Source organism: Yersinia sp. 2466 StPb PI (assembly GCF_041538325.1).
In the GTDB taxonomy this organism is placed as follows: domain Bacteria; phylum Pseudomonadota; class Gammaproteobacteria; order Enterobacterales; family Enterobacteriaceae; genus Yersinia; species Yersinia enterocolitica_E.
This window is the reverse complement of sequence record NZ_JAULSL010000001.1, coordinates 2900823-2924028: the sequence shown is the minus strand read 5'-3', so window position 1 is coordinate 2924028 and position 23206 is coordinate 2900823. Positions and strand designations below refer to the sequence as shown.

Below are 23206 nucleotides of genomic sequence, written 5' to 3'. Positions count from 1 at the left end.
GCAGATGAGAAGAAAAATGGATCAAGGAAAAAGAGCATTTCTACAGCGGCTCGGGGGCTTAACTGCTGGCGCAGCATTGGTACCATTGGCGGATGCGGGCTGGCGGATGGAACCGGCACGCAAACAAGGTGATATCAAACGGCGCTACGCCATGTTGATTGATTTGCGCCGCTGTATTGGTTGCCAGGCATGTACTGTCAGTTGCGCGATTGAAAACCAACTGCCACAAGGCCAGTTCCGTACCACAGTTAATCAGTATCAAATTGCCCTGTCTGGGGCAGAAAGTGTCACCAATGTATTGCTACCCCGCCTGTGTAACCACTGCGATAACCCGCCTTGCGTGCCAGTCTGTCCGGTACAGGCCACTTATCAGCGTCAAGATGGCATTGTGGTGGTCGATAATACCCGTTGTGTTGGTTGTGCATACTGTGTTCAGGCCTGCCCGTATGAAGCTCGTTTTATCAATCACAGTACCCAAACTGCGGACAAGTGTACTTTTTGTGTTCATCGTCTGGATGTTGGATTGCTGCCTGCCTGTGTGGAGTCTTGTGTCGGCGGGGCGCGGATTATCGGTGATTTACGCGATGGCAACAGTATATTGCGCCAAATGCTACTAGAACATGCCGCTGACATTAAAGTGCTGAAACCGGAGCAAGGCACTCACCCTCAAGTGTTTTACCTCGGGCTAAATGACATTTTCACCCGACCATTGCAGGGCCAACCCGCGCTCTGGCAGGAGGTACACCCATGATCCGTGAAATTTTAGCTCGCCCACAAGATATCGCCTGGTTGCCTTGGGCGGTGCAGTATTTCTTTTTTATCGGGCTGGCTTGTAGTGGCGTGTTGTTTGCCTGCTGGCAACGGATGTTCTCTCGCCATCAGCAGAATCCATTGGAGTTTGCTGCACTGATGTTGGCGGTGACTGCGGTGGTGGTTGCGCCATTGGCGCTCAATGCGGACCTACATCAACCGGCCCGCGTCTGGCACTTCTATGCCCACTTTACGCCGTGGTCGTGGATGTCATGGGGATCTCTTTTCTTACCCTTGTTTACCCTGCTGGTGTTGTCCTATTTTCTGGCGCTGACCTACAGCCGATTGCGGGCAAAACCATTAGCGCGATTATTGACAGGATTAGCCGGACTCTGTGCGTTTTCTGCTATCACTATTTTGCTCTATACCGGCCGCGAGGTGTCAATCCTGCGCGCCCAACCCCTGTGGTTTAGTTTATGGTTGCCACTGTTTATCTTCCTGACTGCCTGGCAGACGATCCCGCCTTTACTGGCTACCTGGCTATGGCGTGAGCCGCACTATCAGGTGTCATTGGCGCGCTGGCAACCCATCAATTTAATGATGCTGGCGTTGGTTACTGTGCTGTGGGCCAGTGGTGATAATGCCTCGGCACAGGCTCTGCGCTACTGGGCTATGCATGCCCAGACTTTGGCAGCATTTCCTGTGGTGCTGTGGCTATTGCTTTTGGCAATGGCGCTGTTCAACAGGAAAAAAACCTTATCAAGCGGGATGGTAGTGGCTCAGGCACTGGCAGCCCTGACGTTGTGTTGGTCGGTACGTTGGCTATTGCTGATGCATACTCAAACGTTGCCTAAATACAATGTGTTAACCAATCCCTATTCGTTGCCGCTGGGGAGTGAAGGATTGCTGGCCGTGGTGGGTACATGCGGATTATGGATAGCGGTGATTATTGCTATCCGTGAAGGTGTCAGATGGCTTGAACAACAATTCTCAAGTGAAAAAATAGTCTCAAGTGAAAAAACAGTTTCAGGCGAGAAAACAGTGGAAGGAGAAATGCATCATGGCTAAGTCTACACGGCGTCAATGGTTAAAAGGCAGTTTAGCCTTGGGTGGCGTGGTTGCATTTGCTGCCAGTTATCATGCTGTGGCACGCAAAACATTGGCTGGCCTGATTGATGGTAGTGCCGGAAAGCTTACACTCGATCCTGTTAGTGCCAACGCATTAGCACCAGAAGGACGTATTGGGCAGCAGTGGCAGGCCAATCCGCAACAAGCGGTTTCAATGACACAATGTTTTGGTTGTTGGACCTTGTGTGGCTTACGGGTGCGAGTCGATACCCAGCACAATAAAATCCTGCGCATCGCCGGTAACCCTTATCATCCGTTGTCTCATGACCACCATTTTCCGTATCAGTTACCACTAAGTGAAGCGCTGCAACGTTTAGGTGGAGAGTCAGGCATGGCCGGGCGTTCAACGGCTTGCGCGCGCGGCGCGACGCTATTAGAAGGGGTCGATAGCCCTTATCGTATTACCGAGCCAATGAAGCGCACCGGGCCACGGGGCAGTGGCAAATGGCAGCGTATCAGCTTTGAGCAATTGGTGGCGGAAGTGACCGAAGGCGGTGATCTCTTTGGCGAGGGGCCGGTTGAAGGGTTGCGGGCTATCCGTGACCTGATTACCCCCATTGATACTCAGCAGCCCTCATTGGGGCCGAAAGCCAATCAGTTACTAGTGACTAACGCCGGTGATGATGGGCGCGATGCTTTTATCCGACGTTTTGCTCATCAAGCGTTCGGCACTAAAAATCTCGGTAGCCACGGGGCATATTGTGGTTTGGCGTATCGTGCCGGTTCAGGTGCGTTGATGGGGGATTTAGATAAAAATGCCCATGTTAAGCCTGATTGGGATAACGTCCGTTTTGCCCTATTTTTGGGGACGTCGCCTGCGCAATCTGGCAACCCATTTAAGCGGCAAGGGCGTCAGTTAGCCAATGCTCGCCAGCGTGATGATTTCAATTATGTGGTGGTCGCCCCCGCGCTGCCACTGACAACCACATTGGCTAATCAGCATAACCGCTGGGTTCCGGTGTTGCCGGGGACGGATGCGGCACTGGCAATGGGGATGATTCGTTGGATTATCGAACAGAATCGTTTTAACCACGCTTATTTGTCCGTTCCCGGTGAGGTCGCCATGCAAGCGGCGGGTGAGCGCAGTTGGACCAATGCCAGCCATCTGGTGATAACCACTGAAACCCATCCCTTGGCAGGCCAGTTCCTACGTGCCAGTCAGCTAAGTGGTGAGTCAGTGGCCGAAGCTGAAGAGAGTCCGGTATTAGTGCAAGGGGTTGACGGTACATTGCAGCCTGCTGCATTAGCATTACACGCTCAATTGTTTGTCACGCGCGAGGTCACCTTACATGATGGTCAAATTGTGCAGGTGCAATCAGGTATGGCGTGTTTGCGGCAAGCGGCAGAGCGTTTTACTCTGGAAGAATACAGCCAGCAATGCGGCGTCCCAGCAGAGACGATGGTTGGTTTGGCGAAAGAGTTTACGGCTTACCAGCGTCAGGCTGCGGTTATCTCCCATGGTGGCATGATGGGGGGTAACGGTTTTTATACCACCTGGGCGGTCATGATGCTCAATGCCCTGATTGGTAATTTGAATCTTAAGGGGGGAGTTTCGGTTGGGGGGGGTAAGTTTGATGGTTTTGCTGATGGTCCTTGCTATCAGTTAGCTACTTTCGCTGGAATGATAAAACCAAAAGGCTTACCGCTATCGCGCAGCAAGCAGCCCTATGAACAATCGCAAGAGTATCAGCAAAAGATTCAGCAGGGTCAGCCTGGCTATCCGGCCCGTGGCCCATGGTATCCCTTTGTCGGTGGGCAATTGACCGAACAATTGGCACCGGCATTGGCGGGTTATCCCTATCCGCTTAAGGCATGGATTAGCCATATGACTAATCCGCTGTACGGGGTCGCGGGGCTGCGCAACTTGATTGAGGCGAAACTACAAGATCCACGTCAATTGCCGCTGTTTATTGCCATTGATGCTTTTATGAATGAAACCACCGCATTGGCGGATTATATCGTACCGGATACCCATAATTTTGAGAGTTGGGGATTCAGTGCGCCCTGGGCCGGGGTACTGGTCAAAGCTAGCACTGCCCGCTGGCCCGTGGTGACATCACGTACTGCCCGCACGGCTCAAGGCGAGCCTGTGGCCATGGAGAGCTTCCTGATTGCAGTGGCCAAGGCATTGCAATTACCGGGGTTCGGTGCCAATGCGATGCAGGACAGCCAGGGAAACAATTTGCCGCTGGAGCGGGCCGAGGATTACTATTTACGGGCCGCGGCCAATATTGCTTATGGCGGTGAAAAACCACTGCCACCAGCCTCGGATGAAGAACTGAAATTAACGGGCGTCGATCGCTTATGGCCCGACTTACAACGCAGTCTGCATATTGATGAGCAGCGCCGAGTGGCTTACCTGTTGGCGCGTGGTGGGCGTTTTGCGCCTTATGAGAAAAGTTGGAATGGCGATGCCACCGGGCCGCAGTGGAAAAAGCCACTGCAAATCTGGAACGAAAATGTCGCGCAACATCACCATGCGATAACCGGCGAGCGTTATAGCGGCTGTCCGACTTGGTATCCACCTCGTCTGGCCGATGGTTCCGATGTCTTTACCCATTATCCGGCAACTGACTGGCCTTTGCGCTTGATGTCCTTCAAGTCTCATCTCATGAGCAGTTCTACTGCGATGATTGAGCGCTTACGCGCGGTCAAACCCACCAATTTGGTGGCGATTAATCCAACCGATGCTCAGCGCTACGGGATACAGCACGGTGACAGTGTACGCCTGATGACCCCCGGTGGTCAGATGAAGGTACAGGTAAGTTTATTGGATGGTGTTATGCCTGGTGTGGTTGCTATTGAACATGGTTATGGACATCGCGAGATGGGTGCCAGAACACATTCGTTGGATGGTGTGATCATGGCGTCAGACCCGCGTATCGGTCAGGGGAGCAATCTGAATGACTTGGGGTTTACTGATCCAACGCGAGAAGTCCCCAATACCTGGCTGGATTGGGTCAGTGGTGCCGCGGTTCGGCAAGGGCTACCAGCCAGATTGGAAGTGATTAGCTAGCAGGCTATCAATTTTGACTTAAATCCCTCTCAATTGAAGAGGGATTTTTATTTCTACGTTATGATATTCCCGATGTATAAATGAGTTTCATTCATTCTTATCGGAGAGCCGTCGATGGCAGTAGCAAGACTCAGTGCGGGTTTATTGGTCGTCGGTGGCATATTGGGTTATATGGGGGCTTACTGGCAAACCCTCTCTTTGCTGATTGCTGCCGGAATTGCCTTACTCACTGGGATCGTTCTTTCCGCTTTTACTGATAGTGATTACCGCTAAAGATGTTCCGCAGTAATGTTTCAGGTATTATATGCGCCGCACGGCTGTCCCGTGGTGAAACATCAGTTCTATTGTACAATGAATTAACGTGATTAGCCGTCTAATGAATTACCTAACCCATTGATCAATAATTAAATTTTTATCAGTAACCTCTTCGAAAGACAGGAACGTACACCATGCCAGTGTTACATAACCGAATTTCTAATGAGGAACTTAAAGCGCGCATGTTGGCTGAAACCGAACCGCGCACCACAGTTTCTTTTTATAAATATTTCACTCTGGAAGATGCCAAAACCTTCCGTGACGACATCTATAGTCAATTTGTTAAACTCGGCGTGTTTGGTCGGGTTTATGTGGCTAAAGAGGGGATCAATGCACAAATCAGTGTGCCCGCTAATCGTTATGATGAGTTCAAAACCGTGTTGTTTGCCGCACATTCTGCACTAGATCAGGTGCGGCTGAATGTGGCTCATGAAGATGATGGGAAGTCATTCTGGGTGCTGCGCATGAAAGTTCGCGAACGCATTGTGGCGGACGGTATTGATGACGAGAGTTTCGATCCCAGTAATATAGGGCATTATCTGAAGGCCGATCAGGTTAATCAGATGATTGATGATCCCGATACTTTGTTTGTTGATATGCGCAATCACTATGAGTACGAAGTAGGCCATTTCGAAAATGCCATTGAAGTCCCTTCTGATACTTTCCGTGAGCAATTGCCAATGGCGGTTGATATGCTGCAACATGACAAAGAGAAAAATATTGTTATGTATTGCACTGGTGGGATTCGCTGTGAGAAAGCCAGCGCCTATATGCTGCACAATGGCTTCAAAAACGTTTATCACGTTGAGGGCGGTATTATCGAATATGCCCGTAAAGCAAAAGAACAGGGGTTGCCGCTGAAATTTATCGGTAAAAACTTTGTTTTTGATGAGCGGATGGGGGAGCGGATCTCTGATGATGTGATAGCCCACTGCCATCAGTGCGGTACACCTTGCGACACGCATACCAACTGTAAGAATGATGGCTGCCACTTACTATTTATTCAGTGTCCGACCTGTGCGGCAAAGTTTGCTGGTTGCTGTAGTGATATCTGTCAGGAAGAGCTGAAGTTGCCGCAGGAAGAGCAACGCTCCCGGCGTGCTGGGCGCGAAAACGGCATCAAGATTTTTAATAAATCGAAAGGATTGTTGCAAACTACCATGCACATTCCGATACCAGAAAAGAGCACAGATAAAAAATAGTCGTAGGGTTAACCTACTGGATGTACTATTAAAGTTAGACGTTGTCGGTTATTTTATTCGATAGCGTCTTTTTTATGCCATTTTTAGCGCAATGGCGATTCCAATACAAGGATTGATAATGACAATACCTGGAGTGAGTAGCCAAGGGCTACGGTTAGTCACGATGCTGGCTATGCTGGTGGTGATTATGGCGGGAATTAAAGCGGCATCGCCGATCGTGGTTCCATTCTTGTTGGCTATATTTCTTGCTATCGTATTAAATCCTTTAGTGAAACTGTTGGAGAAAATAAGAATTCCCCGCACCTTAGCTATTGTCTTATTGGTTAGCATTATTATTTTACTCATGGCATTGCTCTTTGGCCGCCTGGGTTCTTCATTAAATGAGTTTGCCCGCTCGTTGCCGCAATATCGTGGCATGATGCTGGAAAAAATGCGCGACCTGCAAGAGTTTGCAATGCGCTTTAATATTGAGTTCTCGGTGGATGACATTATGAAGCATGTCGATCCTAGCACCGCGATGAACTTTGTGACCCGTCTACTGAGCCACCTTTCTGGTGCCATGGCTAGTATGTTCTTGCTGCTGATGACGGTGGTCTTTATGTTGTTTGAAGTGGAACGACTGCCTTATAAAATGCAGTTGATGTTTGATAACCCAGAGCAAGGGAATGCGATTCTCAAGCGTGCACTAAATGGTGTAACTCATTATCTGGTGATCAAGACGATTATTAGCATTGCGACGGGGATTGTTATTTGGTTATTCCTGGCAGCGATGGGGGTCAGATTCGCTTTCCTTTGGGGGCTACTGGCTTTCGTCCTCAATTACATTCCTAATATCGGCTCCGTATTGGCGGCTATCCCACCCATCGTTCAGGCACTGTTGTTTAATGGTTTTGCTGATGCTTTTGCCGTTACCTGCGGGTATATTTTGATTAACCTGATTGGTGGCAATATTATTGATCCACGGATGATGGGGCGTGGTTTGGGTCTATCAACCTTGGTGGTGTTCTTATCCTTGATTTTTTGGGGGTGGCTACTCGGGCCAATTGGTATGCTGCTTTCCGTTCCGTTAACCATTATTGCCAAAATAGTATTAGAGTTAACACCAGCCGGTTATAAAATCGCCGTGTTATTGAGTGATGGCAAACCGGCCAAGGTAGAGTAGTGCAAACTGCGGATATCGTATTTATTGCTGGGCCACAGGTGGGAAGCTATCTGGTGGCCCGGCTAGAAAAGGTAGAGAAAACGCGTTAATAGAAAAAGAAATAAATATCCAGTGCTAACAGAATCAGCCACAAGCAGATATAGAGCAGTAGATGTTCCCGTACATTATTGATAACCATCGATAGCAATTTATTTAACATGCAGGGTGCCTGAGGCTAGAATTATCGCCCATTATAAGGATTTTAACTTTTATAAACAATAAGCTGGCAGGCTAAATTCCTGAGTTACAGCATGATGAAATAAGTCATTTCTTTGGATAATATGGGCATTGTGGTACGAATGGAAAAGATTGATATGTATTGGTGATATTAAGTGAAATGTAACCGATTCTTTAACTGCAAGCGATAACTCACTATATTAATCCGGTTACATTATTTGTTAAGAACAAAAATCACATATACAGAAAATTTACTGAAAGGGAATACTCCCTTTATTGCGACTCTCTATACACCAACGCCTTAGTATAAATATTTAAATACATTGTAAATAAAGCATAATTCCAAACGGTTTCTGACTTTTATTTTTTCGGTAATATGCCGTTTATGCGAATAAACTGTACTGTCACTGATATTTAACTTCCTGGCAATGCGGTAATTGGGCATCTCCATCATCCAGTAGCACATGACTTTATGCTCTTGTGGACTGAATAGGGATGCTGGACAGGGGGGATGTGGCTTACCGATACCCTCACTTGAAAAGTCCGATAGTCTTTGTAACAACTCCGGTAAGCGTTTTTTAGCCAAAATAGAGACAGAATCTGTCAGGGGTATCGGCGTTTCACTAAACGGATATGACGCATCCAGATAAATATAAACTTTAGCCCGCAGGCAACAACTCAAAAATTGTGCTAATAACGGGCAATGTCCACCATAGCGACAATATTGGGTAAGGTTAACAATAATTACCTCAGGATCAAACTCATGAACAGCTAATGTAGCCTGTTCCACCGTAGGAACATCCATTAAATCGAGATATGAAGCGTTATTTAAATAAGTATTTACCCCTGATCGGGTATAAAAACATTCATCGATAATTAATATTTTCATGTGGCATACATCCTTGTCTAACAGCAACCATACCTGGCCGCATACAAGGATAAAGTAATCCCCTGATGCCTAAAACGTCAATTCGGGATTCACGATTGTTTTTAGCGGCTTTTACGAATATAAGACTCTGCTAATTATTAAATTTGCGGTGTTTTATATTAATAATGAGGTGAAAATGAGAGCGAGATATACCGATGACTGAAATAAAAAGAAACAGTCATCGGTAACAATCAAGTGCTGAACTAGCGGGTTACAGCATTACGATTTGGCGAAGCGGGATAGCGAAAAGGCTGAAATATCAATAGGTGAGGGTTTATCTTGTGCGAAGAGTGCAGCGACTTCCCCCAATGCAGTTGCAAACTTAAATCCATGGCCGCTTAAGCCTGTTACCACCATGATATTTTTGTTATCGGGTAATGTATCGATGATAAAATCTTCATCAGGGCTCATGTCATAACTGCATGCCGCGCCGTGCAGACAGACACCCACTCCCGGTAAGAAGTTACGTAAAAAACCAAATACTTCGGTTCCATCCTCGGCATAACTGCCAAAGGGCTTACGTTGTGCCGCTGTTTCAATAGGCTGACCACCATTATGTTTGCCTAGTTTTAACTCGTCATTTTGCGAGGGGAAGCCGTAATAATGGATATTATCCGGTGTCTCGACGGTGAATGCCGGGAAATGATTTCCTTCGCTATAGCGGCCATCGGCATGGTGCCATGAAAACACTTTACGTATGGCGGTCACCGGTAATTCGGGTAACAGCTCTTTGACCCAGGTTCCGGCAGTGACAATCACTTTCTTAGCACTGTAGGTACCATCTATAGTCACGACATCTACACCACCATCCAGCGGTTCGATAGCGGTAACCGGACAATTGAATAAAATACCGCAGCCTGCTTCTGTGACGGCTTTAATCAGCGTTTTAATCGCCAATTCAGAACGTAGATAACCTGATTGTGGTTCGAACACACCAATATAATTATCTGGTACGGTAAATACCGGCCACTTTTCACGGATCTGGGCCGCGTTTAAGGTTTCAACCGGCAAGTTATATTGTTGAGCGCTGTGCTGCGCATTTTGCAGGAAAATAGAGTCATCTGGCCCAAGATTAAGCACGCCACTGGCCTGAAATAATGATTCACCTGTTTGAGCTGATAACTGGTCCCACAATGTTTGGGCACGCAAAACTAAGGGAACATATTTCTCACCTTCGCCATAGGCATGGCGAATGATCCGTGTATCACCATGGTGACTGCCTGCTTGATGAGGCGGCATGGCACTGTCAATCATCAGTACGTTTAAACCAGCTTGTGACGCATAGTAGCCTGCGGCAGAGCCGACCGAACCGCTACCAATGACAATTAGATCATAATCCATATTTTGCATCCCGGGGAATATCGCCACCTGGCTTTTTCAATAGGGTTTGTGCTAGCAATGTGTATTTATCGCGGCAATAACCCGAACGATTTGAATTAAAGGTAGCAACAGTGCTGATAAAAATTAAAACGATAGTAATAGCACGGGACTGAGAGGAGAAAAAGCGCTGTTAGCCATAGAGTGGTGGGAATGGTTAATAAAAAGGCACTAAGTGATATTCACTCGTGCCTTTTTTGGCGAACATTAAACTCGTTTTCTGGTGGAAAAAAATTAATGTTTACGGTGATCGCGATCTTGATATTCCGATGACTCAATTTTAGCAATGCCTGCTTCTAAGATATTTATTAATTGGCGTGCAACATCGGTGGTTAACCAGAGCGTTCTATCAACCAGCGCATCTTCTGGCGGTTGATCCATGGAAGACAGGTAATGAAGACGTATCATCATAGCGTCGTATACATCTACAGTGCTGATATCCCAGCCTACAAGCGGGTGAGTCTGAATAACTTCATCATTTCTGTCCATAAAGACCCCTTATATAGTAGTTACTGACTGGAGTGACTAATGAGGATCAATGCGGCTCATTATCAAGTGAGCTTTTTCAGTATACGCAACCGCCGATAAATTTGGAGATTATCGCAAGATCTTTACAAATTATTTATTTTATGATGATTTCTTAATCAACAATAAATGGGTTAAAAGAAGTCGGTGAGTAAAGAAAGTTTAGACGCTTATATAAAAAAGCCGAGGAGCGACTCCCCGGCAAAACAGCATTACATTGGGTTACTCCGCGTCGAACCAGTCGTCAGCGCTTTCCCATATTTCTTGTAATATTTCAGAGATCAAATCTTTATCTGTTTTGGCACCACCTAAAACGGAAAGATTATTTGCTCCGGCATAACGTATTTGTACTGCGGTGGTGGTGTCCGGGAATTTGGTGTTGAGTCTTTTACTCAATTCATGGGTTAGTGCTTCGATAGCACCTGCGGGTAACGGGTTTTTTTTATCAATACTCACTTCAACACGCATATTTGGCCCTCCGAATATTTATACTGGTTATTTATACAGTACAAGTATTCGGGTTGCAAGTGACTGATATAAAAATCGTCGCTGTAAAGGGTTAGCCCCTACAGCGGCGCTTATCAGCTTTTAACTGACCAATTGATAGTCTGACCGGCCAGGAAAGGAATCACAGATTCATCCCCTAATGGGATCTCTTCTGGTTGTTGGAAGGGGGCCTTAACCAATTCAACAACCTCTTCGTTAATCGGCAAGCCATAGAAGCGTGGACCATTTAATGAACAGAATGCTTCAAGATGCTGTAGCGCATTCATCTCTTCAAACACAGTAGCATAAGCTGGCAGCGCTGATGGTGCGTTGAACACGCCAGCACAGCCACAGGATGACTCCTTACGATGTTTGGTATGGGGAGCGGAATCGGTTCCGAGGAAGAAACGGTCTGAACCACTAGCAACGGCCTGGCGCAATGCTTCTTGATGCGTGCTGCGTTTCAATATTGGCAGACAGAACAAGTGGGGGCGAATACCACCGACCAGCATGTGATTGCGGTTAAACATCAGATGCTGTGGGGTGATAGTTGCACCAAGGAAACGATTGCCTGCCAGCACGTAATCGGCCGCATCTTTGGTGGTTATGTGCTCGAAGACAATTTTCAATTCAGGGAATTGGCGACGTATCGGTTCCAGAATCTGTTCAATAAAGCGCGCTTCGCGATCAAAAATATCAACGGCAGCTTCTGTTACTTCACCGTGGATCAGCAGCGGCATACCTATCTTTTGCATTTGCTCAAACAACGGGTATATCGCCGGGATATCGGATACACCATGATTTGAGTTGGTCGTAGCATTCGCTGGATACAGTTTTGCCGCAGTAAATACGCCTTGTTCAAAGCCGGTGGTCAGTTCTTTGACATCAAGTGTATTGGTCAGATAACAGGTCATCAACGGCGTGAAGTTATGCCCGGCAGGTACTGCGGCTAAAATTCGTTCCCGATAAGCGATAGCACTGGCAACAGTCGTAATTGGTGGAGCCAGATTGGGCATGACAATGGCCCGGGCGAACACCTCGGAGGTATAGGGCAGCACGGTACTGAGCATTTCGTCATCACGTAAGTGAATATGCCAGTCATCCGGGCGGCGAATTTTCAGGGTTTGGGGTTGTGCAGTCATTCAACTAGCTCCGCAGTCATGATGAGATATTGGGGTTTTTATACTGTTTCCGGCGGGGTCTAAGGATAAGCGGAAAGTGCGCAGGATGCATCTGATTGTTAGGGTTAAGTTGAAAACAAGGCAAAAAGGGCATCTTATAGAGGGGCTCGGGATAAAATTGCCCGTTAGGGTGAGCTATTGATTAGCAGTAAAATACGCTAATTGAATGTACAGCATGGGAGAATAACTATGGAAGTCCGTGTCATCGCCAGTTTAGTGGCAAAACCTGAATTTATTGATGCAGTAAAAGAAGCGGTTCATTTGGTAATAGAACCGAGTCGTGAGGAGAAGGGGAATCTGCAATATGATCTCCATGCCGAAAGCGACCAGAAAGGTTCTTTTGTGTTTTTCGAACGCTGGGCATCTGATGATGCATTGGAAAGACATAATAAAACCGAGCACTTCAAAGCGTTTGTCAAAGCTATTGAAGGCAAACTGGAAAACCTCGAAATAAAGAAACTGAAACAGATAGCCTGAGAGTGATCTCTGGTTAAAGATATCACCAATATAAAAAAACCCGCCTGATGGCGGGTTTTGTCTTTGCAATGTCTGGTCGGAATAATATTACATTTATTCGACAGATTGCGGTTTTGTTGCCGGCGCGGTTGCCTGAGTTGCCGCCGCATGGCCACCAGCAGAACCTTTACCTGCAAAATCAAAGGCTGGACGTTCCCACTGACCTTTAGTCGGTGACTCTGGCGCGTAATCCGGTGCCGGTGCTTTGGTCATCGGTGCTGAAGCGTAATGTTTGAACACCACACCTTCAGGGTGAGCGATAGTCGACTGTTGTGGCACAACAGCAACAGGAGCCTCAACCACAACCGTGTCACTGACACTGGCTTCGACAGCGGTTTCTTCAATTAGCGGTTCTTCAATTGTCGATGTTTCAACAATGACTTCGGTCACTGCCTGTGCTTCAGCTACAGCGTCTTCCACCACAGTTTCAGCTACAACCGCATCTTCCGCCGGTGTTTCAACAATAGTTGTTTCAATAATAGTTGTTTCAACAACAGCAGTTTCAGCAACAATGGTTTCTTCCACCACCGCTTCTTCAGCAGTTGTATCCTCAATTACCGTTTCCTGAACCACAGGTTCAGCGGTAGCTTCCGCAACGCCAGTTTCTTCAACGTCGGATACTGCTTCAACCGCTGCGGTAGTTTCAGCTTGCACCACCTCAGCGACAGCTTCAACGGTTGGTTCTACAGCAGTTGGCTCAACGGCAACAGGTTCTACAACCACTGGCACGACAACAGGAGCACGGCCAGGAACGGCTGCGGCTGAAGATGAAGAACCACCTGGTTTATGTTGCGCAGCAGGTGTCGGAGTGACAGTTTCAGTCACGGCGACGACGACAGGTGCGGCAACGACTGGGGCTGCTACAATCACGGCCGGAATATTAACCGGGGTCTCTACTGCTGCAACTGCTATTGGCAATGGTTGTTCAACCGGGTTTTCTACAAAAGCAGGTTCAACTGTTTGAGCTACTGGATAACGGACCCACACTTTGCCTGAAGCCATTTCTGGTGAGGCGAAAGCGCCGGCCAGTGGCATAGCAGATTGTGTCGGGTAACGCTCATCACGATAGCGACGACGACGCTGGCCACTGACGCGCAGATGACGAGGTGAGCGGCGTGAACGACGTGGCATACCATTTTCATTATTGGCATTGCGATCGTGAGTAGCTTCATCATCCGCTTGAACAGTCGTTTGTGGCAGTAATTTCACTTCTTCCTGCACAACTGGCGCTGCAATGCTTGCTAGCGGTGCACTAACAGGATTTTCCTGGGCTGCATTTTCCAGCACATTCAGCTCATCATTGGCAGATTGAATACGGACTTTCTGATTCAATTGGCGGCGTTGACGACGCTGCATAACCTGTTGACGTTCTTCTTGCTCAGGTTGCACCTCTTCGACCACACTGACTGCTGCCACTTCTACTTCTGCTTTGACTTCCTGTGGTGCCTGACGTTTATCTTCCTGACGACGGCGCTGACGATCACCGCGACGCTGTGGTTGCTGCTCGTCACGTGGCGCTTTATCCGTTTCAACAACGTCAGTTTGTGCTTGCGGCGCAGTAGTTTGCGCCACTGGACGCTTGTTGCGACGCTGATCTTCACGACCTTCGCGGTTCGCATTGTCACGACCACTGTTGTCACGGCTATTGCTATCACGGCCACTGTTGTCACGTGTGCTGTTATCACGGCCTTCACGTGGTGTACGGTCGCCTCTCTCTTTGCGGCCATTGTTCTGGCGACGAGGATTACGACGATCATTACGGCGGTTTTCGGTAGTTTCGGTTTTCTCGACCTCTACCGGTTTAACTTCTTCTGCTGATGTGCCGAATATACCTTTTAGGCCACTGAACAAACGGCTAAAGAAGCCAGGCTGTTCTGAGGTAGCAGCAGATGCGGTTACTTGTGGCGCAACGCTTGGTTTAGCACTGACGCTAGCAGGTGCGGCTTCCGGTGGTACTTCGGTTGGCAGAGAGAAAGTCGCCAACGCTGGTTGTTCTGGGCGTTTACGCTCAATCGTTGCTTCTTCTAACGGCTGCGTCATTTCTGCTTCATGCAGTTGTGGTAGCAGGTAGCTGAGAGAAGGAACCTCTTCGCCTTTACGTACCCGAAGAACAGAATAGTGCGGTGTTTGCATCTGATCGTTTGGCACGATCACCGCACGTACACCACCTTGACGTTTTTCAATGGCATTGACGGATTCACGTTTTTCGTTAAGCAGATACGACGCAATCTGTACCGGTACAATGGCGTGAACTTCATGGGTATTTTCTTTCAGCGCTTCTTCTTCAATCAGACGCAGAATAGAAAGTGACAGTGATTCGTTGTCACGAACGGTACCGGTACCGCTACAGCGTGGGCACACGTGGTGGCTTGACTCACCCAGTGACGGGCTAAGACGCTGACGGGACATCTCCAGCAATCCGAAGCGAGAGATTCGGCCAATCTGGATGCGGGCACGGTCTTGGCGAACGGCATCACGCAGGCGGTTTTCAACTTCACGCTGATGGCGCACTGGTGTCATATCGATGAAGTCGATAACAATCAGGCCACCGAGGTCACGTAAACGTAACTGGCGGGCAATTTCATCAGCGGCTTCAAGGTTGGTGTTAAACGCGGTTTCTTCGATATCGCCACCACGTGTTGCACGCGCGGAGTTGATATCAATTGCCGTCAGGGCTTCGGTGGTATCAATAACGATAGAACCGCCGGAAGGCAGACGTACTTCACGCTGGAACGCTGACTCAATCTGAGACTCAATTTGGTAGTGGCTGAATAAGGGGATTTCACCACTATACAATTTGATTTTGCTACTGAAATCCGGGCGACCCAGAGCGGCGATATGCTCTTTTGCCAGTTCGAGAACTTTAGGGTTATCGATCAGGATCTCGCCGATATCCGGGCGCAAATAATCACGGAAAGCGCGGACAATTACGTTACTTTCCTGATGGATTAAGAATGGCGCAGGGCGACCTTCAGCGGCTTTTTTAATCGCATCCCAATGCTTGAGGCGGAATGACAAGTCCCATTGCAGTGCATCAGCAGATTTGCCAACACCGGCAGTACGGACAATCAGACCCATGCCATCAGGCAATTGCAGGGAGGATAGGGCTTCTTTCAGTTCGGTGCGGTCATCACCCTCAATGCGACGGGAGATACCACCGGCACGTGGGTTGTTCGGCATCAGAACCAAATAACTGCCAGCCAGGCTGATGAAAGTTGTTAGTGCGGCACCTTTATTGCCACGTTCTTCTTTATCAACCTGAACGATAACTTCTTGGCCTTCGCGCAGCACATCTTTGATGTTTGGGCGGCCATGAGAGGAATAATTACTAGGGAAATATTCGCGAGAAATTTCTTTTAGTGGGAGGAAACCATGACGTTCAGCGCCGTAATCAACAAAAGCGGCTTCCAGACTGGGTTCTATTCGGGTGATTTTGCCTTTGTAAATATTCGCTTTTTTCTGTTCATGACCTGGGCTTTCAATATCCAAATCATACAGCCGCTGTCCATCTACAAGGGCAACACGCAACTCTTCTTGCTGAGTTGCGTTAATCAACATTCTTTTCATCTTTAACTTACTCGTTATTTTTACATTGGCGTTAGAACTGCGGGCAAAATAACCTCTATGGCCGGGTAAACCGATGACCCCGAGTCTTCTAGCAAAGCCGTCAACCTCACGGTTGTCGCCTGCATAGGGGCGCATTATTTCGGTAAGCCTGTGTTTCTTTCTGAAAAACAGCGCTTTTATATAAAGGGGCGCTTCTGAATATAAGACAACAGAGCAGACCCACTTGCCGGCCAAGCTGCAACCCGCAGCCCGCTAATTGCTTGATTTCACATTACGTCTTACGCCATTGCTGCGTTTTTGTGTGATCAGGCAAAGTTTATTATTCCACAAGTCTCTTGGTCTAACGAGAATCAACGCAGAATTAGTGACATTATTCCATTGCTGACACTGATATAGCAAGATGACTTTACCTGTCTACGTAAAGATTCTTTTACTGTTTTCACAGCGTTGGCGGCTATCGTTGTCTTATTAAACAATAAATGCGCGCAAACGTTATCTTTAAATAGCCAGACTGACAGTTAAGCACAGAAAAAGGGGTGGCGCTAATTCCTCGGTGTATTTAGAATCGCGCACCATGAAAACGAATAATCCAGTAGTACAATTAATCACCATTTCTGCCGACGAAGCCGGTCAGCGGATCGATAACTTTTTGCTCACTAAATTGAAAGGTGTGCCAAAGAGTATGATCTACCGCATCGTGCGCAAAGGTGAGGTTCGCGTTAATAAAGGGCGCATTAAGCCAGAATATAAACTGGTTGACGGGGATGTGGTCCGGATACCGCCAGTGCGCGTCGCTGAGCGCGAAGAGGTTCAGGTCTCTGCCAAACTTGATAAAGTTGCGGCGTTGGCCGACTGTATTTTATTTGAAGATGACTATCTGTTGGTGTTGAACAAGCCTTCTGGCACGGCGGTTCATGGTGGCAGTGGTTTGAGTTTTGGTGTTATTGAAGCCTTGCGTGCATTGCGCCCCGAAGCCCGCTTCCTTGAATTGGTTCATCGCCTTGACCGTGATACCTCCGGTGTCTTATTGGTAGCGAAAAAACGCTCTGCGCTGCGTTCTTTGCATGAGCAACTGCGGTTAAAAGGGATGCAGAAAGACTATTTGGCATTGGTTCGTGGTCAATGGCAATCTCACTGTAAAGCGGTGCAGGCACCTTTGTTGAAGAATATTATACAAAGTGGCGAGCGAGTGGTGAAAGTCAGCAGCGAGGGCAAACCGTCAGAAACGCGTTTTAAAGTTGAAGAGCGCTTTGAGCATGCAACCTTGGTCAAGGCCAGCCCGATTACTGGTCGTACTCACCAGATCCGCGTACATGCGCTCCATGCGGGTCACCCAATTGCTTTTGATGATCGCTATGGCGACAGTGAATTTGATCAACAATTGCAAGGAACCGGGCTGCATCGTTTATTCTTGCATGCTGCAGCATTACGTTTTGAGCATCCCAATAGCGGTGAAACCATGCGCATTGAAGCGCCACTGGATAATCAGTTACGCCACTGTTTGTTGATATTACGAAAGAAAGCAGCAGAAAAATAAATTGCCGTAATAAATAATTGAAGTAACAGGGTGCAAGTATCAATTGCGCCCTGTTTTGTTATGCAGTATTTACAGGAGCGGATTTACTCCTTGCTCAATCAGCATCTCGGTGAGGGCGATTAACGGCAGACCGATAAGTGTATTTGGGTCGCGGCCTGATAATCTATCAAATAGGGTAATACCCAATCCCTCACTTTTAAAACTGCCGGCACAATCCCATGGTTGCTCTCGCGTCAAATAACCGTCTATTTCTGCTTCACTTAGCGTTCGGAAATAAACGTCAAAAGTTTCGCACAGGCAGTTAATGCTGTTGGTTGCTGTATTCAATAGGGCCAGACCGGTATAAAAAGTGACACATTGTCCACTGGCCTGCTGCAATTGCTTCATTGCGTTTGCATAATTGTGGGGTTTCCCGACGATTAATCCGTCAATGACACAGACCTGATCAGAGCCGATTATCAGATGTTGTGGAAAACTCCCGGCCAGTGCCTGTGCTTTTGCACTCGCCAACCGCTGCACTAGCGCGCTGGCTTCTTCACCTGCCTGTGGGCTTTCATCGGTCTGTGGTGCCGCAGTAACAAAAGGTAATTGCAGCTTTTCCAGCAAAGTCCGACGATATGATGAGGTTGAAGCAAGAACCAGTTGCAGCATAATATTTTCCATAAACCGTAGCGTAATTTAATCAGGCATTTTAAACTGTCTGCCGCTTCGGAAGCGAATATTGGTGAAAGGTGCAGTAAAAAGGCCTTTTTCTTTGACTCTATGTCGTTACAAAGTTAATATGCGCGCCCTATGCAAAAGGTAAAATTACCCCTGACCATTGATGCGGTTCGTACCGCTCAGAAACGTTTAGATTACGCAGGTATCTATTCTCCTGAGCAGGTTACACGTGTAGCCGATTCAGTGGTAAGTGTGGACAGCGATGTCGTGGCCTCATTATCGTTTAATATCGATAATCAGCGCCTGGCGGTTATTACAGGTCACGCGGACGTCGATGTAACATTGATGTGTCAGCGCTGTAGTAACACGTTTGCACAACATGTTCATACAACGTATTGTTTTAGCCCGGTCGTCAATGATGAGCAGGCTGAAGCATTACCGGAAGCGTACGAGCCGATCGAAGTCGACGAATTTGGCGAAGTTGATCTGCTGGCTATGATTGAAGACGAAATTATTCTTTCACTGCCTGTCGTTCCGGTACATGATTCTGAACACTGTGAAGTGTCCGAGGCGGACATGGTATTTGGTAAACTGCCTGAAGAGGTGGAGAAACCGAATCCATTTGCCGTATTAGCCAGTTTAAAGAAAGTAATTAAGGAGTAAGGTCAATGGCCGTACAACAGAACAAACCAACTCGTTCCAAACGTGGCATGCGCCGTTCACACGATGCGCTGACCACTGCCACTCTGTCTGTGGACAAAACTTCCGGTGAAACTCACCTGCGTCACCACATCACAGCCGACGGTTTCTACCGTGGCCGCAAGGTTATCGGCTGAGTAGTACTTGCTAATCTTTAGCAAGGCGATACCTTGACTTGTCTAACCCTAGCGTTAGATGCAATGGGTGGGGATTTCGGTCCCCACGTCACAGTGCCTGCTTCATTGCAGGCACTGGCCTCTAATCCACGGCTTAAACTCCTGCTGGTCGGGAATCCCGACACCATCACTCCGTTACTTGTTAATGCCGATCCTTTGTTGCTGGTGAGGTTACAGGTCATCCCTGCTGAGCATGTTATTGCCAGCGATGCTAAACCCTCACAAGCTATTCGTGCCAGTCGTGGTACCTCGATGCGCATAGCGCTGGAGTTGGTCAAAAACGGGGACGCGGCAGCCTGTGTGAGTGCAGGGAATACAGGAGCCTTGATGGGGCTGGCGAAGATGATGATTAAGCCATTAGATGGAATAGAGCGCCCGGCGTTAATGACTGTCATCCCAAACCAGCAACGCAGCAAGACGGTGGTGCTGGATTTAGGGGCTAACGTTGAATGTGATAGTACAATGTTGGTGCAGTTTGCTGTCATGGGTTCGGTGATGGCAGAAGAAGTTGTCGGTATTACCAACCCGCGTGTTGCTTTGCTCAATATCGGCGAAGAAGAAACCAAGGGGTTAGATAATATCCGCGAAGCCGCCGCAGTATTAAGAAATACACCGGCGATCAACTATATTGGTTATCTGGAAGGCAATGATTTGCTTACGGGTAAGACCGATGTGATGGTTTGTGACGGCTTCGTGGGTAACGTCACTCTAAAGACCATGGAAGGTGTGATAAGAATGTTCTTGTCACTGCTCAAATCATCGGGCGAAGGCAGTAAACAGTCCTGGTGGCTTAAACTCATTGGGCGCTGGCTGCAAAAACGTGTGGCAAAACGGTTCGGTCATTTGAACCCCGACCAGTATAATGGTGCATGTCTGTTAGGATTGCGGGGCATTGTAATCAAGAGTCATGGCGCGGCGAATCAACGTGCATTCGCAGTCGCAATCGAACAGGCGGTGCAGGCGGTGCAGCGGCAAGTCCCTCAACGGATAGCCGCGCGCCTTGAAGCGGTATTACCCAAGAGTGACTGATCGTACATGTATACTAAGATTCTCGGTACGGGGAGTTATCTGCCCGTACAAGTGCGCAGCAATGCTGATTTAGAAAAAATGGTGGATACTTCGGACGAGTGGATTGTCACCCGTACAGGTATTCGTGAGCGGCGTATTGCCGGCCTGGATGAAACAGTCGCAACCATGGGTTTCCATGCGGCTGAAAAAGCACTGGAGATGTCTGGCGTTAGTAAGGACCAGATTGGGCTGATTATTGTTGCTACCACCTCTTCAAGCCATGCTTTCCCAAGCTCGGCCTGTCAGGTACAGCAAATGCTGGGTATTAAAGATGCAGCCTCTTTCGATTTGGCAGCAGCCTGTGCGGGCTTTACCTATGCTCTGAGTGTGGCTGACCAATATGTGAAAAGTGGTGCGGTTAAGCATGCCATCGTGATTGGCTCCGATATGTTATCGCGCGCGCTGGACCCAGAAGACCGCGGTACGATTATTCTGTTTGGTGATGGTGCAGGTGCTGTGGTTTTAGGCGCATCTGAACAGCCTGGCATACTGTCAACCCATTTGCATGCCGACGGCAGCTATGGTCAGTTGCTGGCACTGCCGTACCAAGATCGCCAAAAACAAGAGCAACCAGCCTATGTCACCATGGCCGGTAATGAAGTATTTAAAGTCGCGGTGACTGAGCTTGCCCACATTGTGGATGAGACATTGCAGGCCAACAATCTGGAGCGCAGTGCGCTGGATTGGTTAGTGCCGCATCAGGCTAACCTGCGTATTATTACCGCAACGGCGAAGAAGTTAGGCATGGGGATGGATAGAGTGGTGATAACTCTTGATCGTCATGGCAACACCTCTGCGGCATCTGTCCCTGCGGCGCTGGATGAAGCGGTGCGAGATGGGCGTATTCAACGTGGGCAGTTAGTGCTGCTGGAAGCGTTTGGCGGTGGCTTTACCTGGGGCTCTGCGCTGGTTCGCTTTTGATTTAACAGTACCTTTTTTGATTTAACAGGAAAGCAGAATGTCGAAATTTGCAATGGTATTTCCAGGCCAGGGTTCTCAATCCCTTGGCATGCTGGCCGATTTGGCGGCACAATTTCCGATAGTTGAAGCGACTTTCAGTGAAGCGTCGTCGGTACTGGGTTACTCCCTTTGGCAGCTAGTGCAGCAAGGCCCGGCAGACGAATTGAATAAAACGTGGCAGACACAACCGGCATTGCTGGCGGCATCTGTTGCAATTTGGCGTGTCTGGCAACATCAAGGCGGCAAGCTGCCGACAATGATGGCAGGTCATAGCTTGGGTGAATACTCAGCGCTGGTTTGCGCGGGTGTGATTGATTTCAAACAGGCGATCACTCTGGTTGAATTGCGCGGCAAACTGATGCAAGAAGCGGTACCAGCAGGCACCGGCGCAATGTACGCCATCATAGGTCTGGATAATGAATCCATTGCTAAAGCCTGTGAAGAATCAGCACAAGGTCAGGTTGTTTCGCCTGTCAATTTTAACTCGCCAGGCCAGGTCGTGATTGCCGGCAACAAAGAAGCGGTAGAACGCGCAGGGGTTGCTTGTAAAGCGGCCGGAGCCAAGCGTGCCTTGCCTTTACCGGTCAGTGTGCCATCTCATTGTGCGTTAATGAAGCCGGCGGCTGATAAGTTAGCCGAAGCACTGGAAAACATTGAATTCCAGGCGCCATTGTTCCCGGTTGTCAATAATGTTGATGTGAAAACGGAAGTTTCACCAGACGCTATCCGTAGTGCGCTGGTGCGCCAACTCTACAACCCGGTACGTTGGACTGAGAGTGTTGAATTTATGGCAGCAGAAGGTATTGAGCTGCTGTTAGAAGTTGGGCCAGGTAAAGTCTTGACTGGCTTGACCAAGCGTATCGTGGATACTTTAACCGCAGCACCGGTAAACGATGTTGCTACATTGACCAGCGCGCTTGAAAACTAAGAAAGAGGATAACATGAGCTTCGAAGGAAAAATTGCGCTGGTAACCGGCGCGAGCCGTGGGATTGGCCGTGCGATTGCAGAATTATTGGTCGAACGTGGTGCCCGGGTTATTGGCACTGCGACCAGTGAGAAGGGTGCAGAAGCGATTAGTGCCTATCTGGGTAGCAATGGCAAAGGCTATATGTTGAACGTCGTGGAACCCGCGTCAATCGATGCTGTTTTGACAGCGATTCGTGCGGAATTTGGCGAAGTTGATATTTTAGTGAATAATGCAGGTATTACGCGTGATAACCTGCTGATGCGTATGAAGGATGAAGAGTGGCAAGATATTATTGACACCGATCTGACTTCTGTATTCCGCCTGTCAAAAGCGGTAATGCGCGCTATGATGAAAAAGCGGTTTGGGCGTATCATCACCATCGGGTCTGTGGTTGGGACAATGGGCAATGCGGGGCAGGTTAACTACGCGGCAGCTAAAGCGGGTCTGATCGGTTTTAGCAAGTCTTTGGCGCGTGAGGTTGCTTCACGTGGCATTACTGTCAACGTTGTGGCACCTGGCTTTATTGAGACGGACATGACGACGGCGTTGACAGATGAACAACGCGCAGGCATTTTAGCCCAAGTACCAGCTAACCGGCTTGGGCAAGCTAAAGAAATCGCCAGCGCTGTTGCATTTTTAGCCTCTGACGAGGCCAGCTACATCTCTGGTGAAACGTTACATGTCAATGGCGGCATGTATATGATTTAAAAATCACGAAAGTATTTGCATTATTTGAGGTGAAAACCGCAAAATAGCGTAAAATCGTGGT

Annotated in this window: 22 protein-coding genes; 14 read left to right on the top strand and 8 right to left on the bottom strand. The window is 48.3% G+C overall.

Annotation, left to right across the window (positions count from 1 at the left end):
• Window positions 1-16: 16 nt before the first annotated feature.
• The 6 genes from ttrB to Q2T72_RS13280 all read left to right on the top strand — a co-directional run bounded on the left by ttrB (window position 17) and on the right by Q2T72_RS13280 (window position 7573).
• The gene (ttrB, locus tag Q2T72_RS13305; protein ID WP_083158507.1) at window positions 17-751 is read left to right on the top strand and encodes a tetrathionate reductase subunit TtrB; all 735 of its coding nucleotides are present in this window, start codon (window positions 17-19) and stop codon (window positions 749-751) included.
• Complete coding sequence (ttrC, locus tag Q2T72_RS13300; RefSeq protein WP_372569294.1) at window positions 748-1818, top strand: tetrathionate reductase subunit TtrC; 1071 nt, start codon at window positions 748-750, stop codon at window positions 1816-1818. Before ttrB ends, ttrC begins: the two co-directional genes overlap by 4 nt.
• Window positions 1811-4894, top strand: coding sequence for a tetrathionate reductase subunit TtrA (gene ttrA / locus Q2T72_RS13295; protein ID WP_372569293.1), 3084 nt, complete (start codon window positions 1811-1813; stop codon window positions 4892-4894). The genes ttrC and ttrA overlap by 8 nt, the downstream gene beginning before the upstream one ends.
• 114 nt (window positions 4895-5008) lie before the next feature.
• Window positions 5009-5167, top strand: a complete 159-nt coding sequence (locus Q2T72_RS13290; RefSeq protein WP_193784639.1) for a hypothetical protein — start codon at window positions 5009-5011, stop codon at window positions 5165-5167.
• 176 nt (window positions 5168-5343) lie between these two features.
• A complete protein-coding gene (locus tag Q2T72_RS13285; RefSeq protein ID WP_372569292.1) occupies window positions 5344-6411 on the top strand; it encodes a rhodanese-related sulfurtransferase in 1068 nt (355 codons plus the stop codon).
• A gap of 118 nt (window positions 6412-6529) precedes the next feature.
• The gene (locus Q2T72_RS13280; protein ID WP_083158511.1) at window positions 6530-7573 is read left to right on the top strand and encodes an AI-2E family transporter; all 1044 of its coding nucleotides are present in this window, start codon (window positions 6530-6532) and stop codon (window positions 7571-7573) included.
• 85 nt (window positions 7574-7658) lie between these two features.
• Here Q2T72_RS13280 and Q2T72_RS13275 read toward each other — a convergent pair whose 3' ends face one another.
• The 6 genes from Q2T72_RS13275 to pyrC form a co-directional block, all read right to left on the bottom strand.
• Window positions 7659-7772, bottom strand: a complete 114-nt coding sequence (locus tag Q2T72_RS13275; RefSeq protein WP_005183270.1) for a DUF2770 family protein — start codon at window positions 7770-7772, stop codon at window positions 7659-7661.
• Window positions 7773-8090: 318 nt separating this feature from the next.
• On the bottom strand, window positions 8091-8678 hold the full coding sequence (locus Q2T72_RS13270; protein WP_083158512.1) for a LuxR C-terminal-related transcriptional regulator: 588 nt from the start codon (window positions 8676-8678) through the stop codon (window positions 8091-8093).
• Window positions 8679-8936: 258 nt separating this feature from the next.
• Window positions 8937-10058: an N-methyl-L-tryptophan oxidase gene (solA, locus tag Q2T72_RS13265; protein WP_083163567.1), complete on the bottom strand. Its 1122-nt coding sequence runs from the start codon at window positions 10056-10058 to the stop codon at window positions 8937-8939.
• Between the two features lie 270 nt (window positions 10059-10328).
• On the bottom strand, window positions 10329-10583 hold the full coding sequence (gene bssS / locus Q2T72_RS13260) for a biofilm formation regulator BssS (RefSeq protein WP_083158513.1): 255 nt from the start codon (window positions 10581-10583) through the stop codon (window positions 10329-10331).
• 258 nt (window positions 10584-10841) lie between these two features.
• Window positions 10842-11087, bottom strand: a complete 246-nt coding sequence (gene dinI / locus Q2T72_RS13255; protein ID WP_083158514.1) for a DNA damage-inducible protein I — start codon at window positions 11085-11087, stop codon at window positions 10842-10844.
• A 113-nt stretch (window positions 11088-11200) separates the two neighbouring features.
• A complete protein-coding gene (gene pyrC / locus Q2T72_RS13250) occupies window positions 11201-12247 on the bottom strand; it encodes a dihydroorotase (protein ID WP_083158515.1) in 1047 nt (348 codons plus the stop codon).
• A gap of 228 nt (window positions 12248-12475) precedes the next feature.
• Between pyrC and Q2T72_RS13245 the strand changes: the two genes are divergently transcribed.
• Window positions 12476-12763 carry a putative quinol monooxygenase gene (locus tag Q2T72_RS13245; protein ID WP_372569291.1) on the top strand — a complete coding sequence of 96 codons (288 nt, stop codon included), beginning with the start codon at window positions 12476-12478 and terminating at the stop codon, window positions 12761-12763.
• Window positions 12764-12856: 93 nt separating this feature from the next.
• Here the strand turns inward: Q2T72_RS13245 and rne are convergent, their stop codons facing one another.
• Entirely contained in the window at window positions 12857-16369 is a 3513-nt protein-coding gene (gene rne / locus Q2T72_RS13240; protein WP_372569290.1) for a ribonuclease E, read from the bottom strand.
• 574 nt (window positions 16370-16943) lie between these two features.
• Between rne and rluC the strand changes: the two genes are divergently transcribed.
• Window positions 16944-17906, top strand: a complete 963-nt coding sequence (gene rluC / locus Q2T72_RS13235) for a 23S rRNA pseudouridine(955/2504/2580) synthase RluC (RefSeq protein WP_372569289.1) — start codon at window positions 16944-16946, stop codon at window positions 17904-17906.
• A 69-nt stretch (window positions 17907-17975) separates the two neighbouring features.
• Here the strand turns inward: rluC and Q2T72_RS13230 are convergent, their stop codons facing one another.
• Window positions 17976-18557: a nucleoside triphosphate pyrophosphatase gene (locus Q2T72_RS13230; protein ID WP_083158517.1), complete on the bottom strand. Its 582-nt coding sequence runs from the start codon at window positions 18555-18557 to the stop codon at window positions 17976-17978.
• Window positions 18558-18698: 141 nt separating this feature from the next.
• On the opposite strand from Q2T72_RS13230, the gene yceD reads away from it, so the two are divergent.
• The 6 genes from yceD to fabG are packed head-to-tail and all read left to right on the top strand — an operon-like array spanning window position 18699 to window position 23145.
• Entirely contained in the window at window positions 18699-19229 is a 531-nt protein-coding gene (yceD, locus tag Q2T72_RS13225) for a 23S rRNA accumulation protein YceD (RefSeq protein WP_083158518.1), read from the top strand.
• Between the two features lie 5 nt (window positions 19230-19234).
• Entirely contained in the window at window positions 19235-19402 is a 168-nt protein-coding gene (gene rpmF / locus Q2T72_RS13220) for a 50S ribosomal protein L32 (RefSeq protein WP_002210931.1), read from the top strand.
• A 33-nt stretch (window positions 19403-19435) separates the two neighbouring features.
• Window positions 19436-20470, top strand: coding sequence for a phosphate acyltransferase PlsX (gene plsX / locus Q2T72_RS13215; protein WP_083158519.1), 1035 nt, complete (start codon window positions 19436-19438; stop codon window positions 20468-20470).
• Between the two features lie 6 nt (window positions 20471-20476).
• Entirely contained in the window at window positions 20477-21430 is a 954-nt protein-coding gene (locus Q2T72_RS13210) for a beta-ketoacyl-ACP synthase III (protein ID WP_083158520.1), read from the top strand.
• A gap of 37 nt (window positions 21431-21467) precedes the next feature.
• Entirely contained in the window at window positions 21468-22397 is a 930-nt protein-coding gene (gene fabD / locus Q2T72_RS13205) for an ACP S-malonyltransferase (protein ID WP_083158521.1), read from the top strand.
• A gap of 13 nt (window positions 22398-22410) precedes the next feature.
• Window positions 22411-23145, top strand: a complete 735-nt coding sequence (fabG, locus tag Q2T72_RS13200; RefSeq protein ID WP_083158522.1) for a 3-oxoacyl-ACP reductase FabG — start codon at window positions 22411-22413, stop codon at window positions 23143-23145.
• Window positions 23146-23206: the final 61 nt, after the last annotated feature.

Excerpts from the sequence above, each read along its gene's own strand:
- ttrB (WP_083158507.1), top strand. The coding sequence starts at position 17 with ATGGATCAAGGAAAAAGAGCATTTCTACAGCGGCTCGGGGGCTTAACT.
- ttrC (WP_372569294.1), top strand. The coding sequence starts at position 748 with ATGATCCGTGAAATTTTAGCTCGCCCACAAGATATCGCCTGGTTGCCT.
- ttrA (WP_372569293.1), top strand. The coding sequence starts at position 1,811 with ATGGCTAAGTCTACACGGCGTCAATGGTTAAAAGGCAGTTTAGCCTTG.
- Q2T72_RS13290 (WP_193784639.1), top strand. The coding sequence starts at position 5,009 with ATGGCAGTAGCAAGACTCAGTGCGGGTTTATTGGTCGTCGGTGGCATA.
- Q2T72_RS13285 (WP_372569292.1), top strand. The coding sequence starts at position 5,344 with ATGCCAGTGTTACATAACCGAATTTCTAATGAGGAACTTAAAGCGCGC.
- Q2T72_RS13280 (WP_083158511.1), top strand. The coding sequence starts at position 6,530 with ATGACAATACCTGGAGTGAGTAGCCAAGGGCTACGGTTAGTCACGATG.
- Q2T72_RS13275 (WP_005183270.1), bottom strand. The coding sequence starts at position 7,772 with ATGTTAAATAAATTGCTATCGATGGTTATCAATAATGTACGGGAACAT.
- Q2T72_RS13270 (WP_083158512.1), bottom strand. The coding sequence starts at position 8,678 with ATGAAAATATTAATTATCGATGAATGTTTTTATACCCGATCAGGGGTA.
- solA (WP_083163567.1), bottom strand. The coding sequence starts at position 10,058 with ATGGATTATGATCTAATTGTCATTGGTAGCGGTTCGGTCGGCTCTGCC.
- bssS (WP_083158513.1), bottom strand. The coding sequence starts at position 10,583 with ATGGACAGAAATGATGAAGTTATTCAGACTCACCCGCTTGTAGGCTGG.
- dinI (WP_083158514.1), bottom strand. The coding sequence starts at position 11,087 with ATGCGTGTTGAAGTGAGTATTGATAAAAAAAACCCGTTACCCGCAGGT.
- pyrC (WP_083158515.1), bottom strand. The coding sequence starts at position 12,247 with ATGACTGCACAACCCCAAACCCTGAAAATTCGCCGCCCGGATGACTGG.
- Q2T72_RS13245 (WP_372569291.1), top strand. The coding sequence starts at position 12,476 with ATGGAAGTCCGTGTCATCGCCAGTTTAGTGGCAAAACCTGAATTTATT.
- rne (WP_372569290.1), bottom strand. The coding sequence starts at position 16,369 with ATGAAAAGAATGTTGATTAACGCAACTCAGCAAGAAGAGTTGCGTGTT.
- rluC (WP_372569289.1), top strand. The coding sequence starts at position 16,944 with ATGAAAACGAATAATCCAGTAGTACAATTAATCACCATTTCTGCCGAC.
- Q2T72_RS13230 (WP_083158517.1), bottom strand. The coding sequence starts at position 18,557 with ATGCTGCAACTGGTTCTTGCTTCAACCTCATCATATCGTCGGACTTTG.
- yceD (WP_083158518.1), top strand. The coding sequence starts at position 18,699 with ATGCAAAAGGTAAAATTACCCCTGACCATTGATGCGGTTCGTACCGCT.
- rpmF (WP_002210931.1), top strand. The coding sequence starts at position 19,235 with ATGGCCGTACAACAGAACAAACCAACTCGTTCCAAACGTGGCATGCGC.
- Q2T72_RS13210 (WP_083158520.1), top strand. The coding sequence starts at position 20,477 with ATGTATACTAAGATTCTCGGTACGGGGAGTTATCTGCCCGTACAAGTG.
- fabD (WP_083158521.1), top strand. The coding sequence starts at position 21,468 with ATGTCGAAATTTGCAATGGTATTTCCAGGCCAGGGTTCTCAATCCCTT.
- fabG (WP_083158522.1), top strand. The coding sequence starts at position 22,411 with ATGAGCTTCGAAGGAAAAATTGCGCTGGTAACCGGCGCGAGCCGTGGG.